Source organism: Campylobacter bilis, from assembly GCF_016806695.1.
GTDB classification, from domain to species: Bacteria; Campylobacterota; Campylobacteria; order Campylobacterales; family Campylobacteraceae; genus Campylobacter_D; species Campylobacter_D bilis.
The window spans coordinates 1-1492 of record NZ_WUED01000028.1; the positions used below are offsets into that span (position 1 = coordinate 1).

Sequence of the window (1492 nt, forward strand, 5' to 3'; positions counted from 1 at the left end):
AATGATAACCCACATTTATGATTTTTTACAAAAAAGCGTGGATAAATATCCAAATAAAAAATTATTTGTTGAATTTAATGGAAAATATATTAGCTATAAAAAATTCCATTCTATGAGTGAAAAACTTGCCAGCGAAATCTTAAGGCAATTAGCTTGCGAACATACCACACAACTTCCTATTTTAATTATTTTACCTAAAAGTATTGATTGTTTGATTTCTTTTTTTGGAGTGGCTTTAAGTGGAAATTTCTACACCATACTTGATGAAAAAACTCCCAAAGAAAGAATAAAAAAAGTTATAGAAATTTTAAAGCCTAAGCTTTTAATCACTTCAAAAGAACTCGATTTTAATTTAGATCTTTATACTCTTTATACTCAAGATTTTCAAAACTTTAATACAGATGAAAATTTAATCCAAATTGCTAAAGAAAAACATATTGATACTAATTTATTATATGTGCTTTTTACAAGTGGAAGCACAGGAATGCCCAAAGGAGTAAGTATAAGTCATAAAAGCGTTATTGATTATACTTTTTGGGTGTGCGAGACTTTTAAATTTGATGAAAATGAAATTTTAGCCAATCAAGCACCTTTTTATTTTGATAATAGTGTTTTAGATATTTTTTCAAGCATTAAAGCAGGTGCTACTTTACATATCTTACCCAATCCTCTTTTTGCCTTTCCTAATAAAATTACAGATTACTTGATAAAAAATGCAATTAATACTATATTTTGGGTGCCTTCTGTTTTAATATATTTTGCAAATACTCAAAGCTTAAATCATTGCAATTTAAACACTTTAAAAAAAATACTTTTTTGTGGTGAAATCATGCCAAATAAACAATTAAACATATGGAGAAAATATTTACCAAATGCTTTATTTGCCAATTTATATGGGCCTACTGAAATCACTGATGTTTGCTCTTATTATATAATAGATAGAAAATTCAGTGATGATGAACTTTTACCTATAGGTAAAGCTTGCAAAAACACTCAACTTTTAGTTTTTGATGAAAATATGAAATACATTACTCCTAAGCAAATAGGAATAAAAGGGGAACTTTACGTGCGTGGAACTTCTTTATCTTTAGGATATTATAATGACAAAGAAAAAACCCTTAAAGCTTTTATACAAAATCCCTTACACAATAATTATTTAGATCTTTTATATAAAACAGGAGATATAGTAGCTTATAATGCTTTAGGTGAACTTTTATGCTATGGAAGAATTGATAATCAAATCAAATATATGGGTCACCGTATAGAACTTGGAGAAATAGAAAACATAATCAATTCACACCCAAAAATTAAAAACAGTGCTTGTATTTTTAAAGAAAACATCATTTGTTTTTATGAAAGCAAAGAAGAAATAGACTTTAAAATATTTTTAAAAGACAAATTGCCTCATTATATGATTCCAAAAAGTTTTATTAAACTTGATAAATTTAAATTAAATCAAAATGGGAAAATTGATAGGAAGGGTTTGAGTGAA

The 1492-nt window shown here is 26.5% G+C and carries 1 protein-coding gene; it reads left to right on the forward strand.

Annotated elements, in window-relative coordinates; translation table 11 throughout:
- Position 1: 1 nt before the first annotated feature.
- Positions 2 to 1492, forward strand: a 1491-nt coding sequence (locus GRQ01_RS07470; protein WP_158335131.1) for an amino acid adenylation domain-containing protein, incomplete at its 3' end; no start/stop codon positions are given.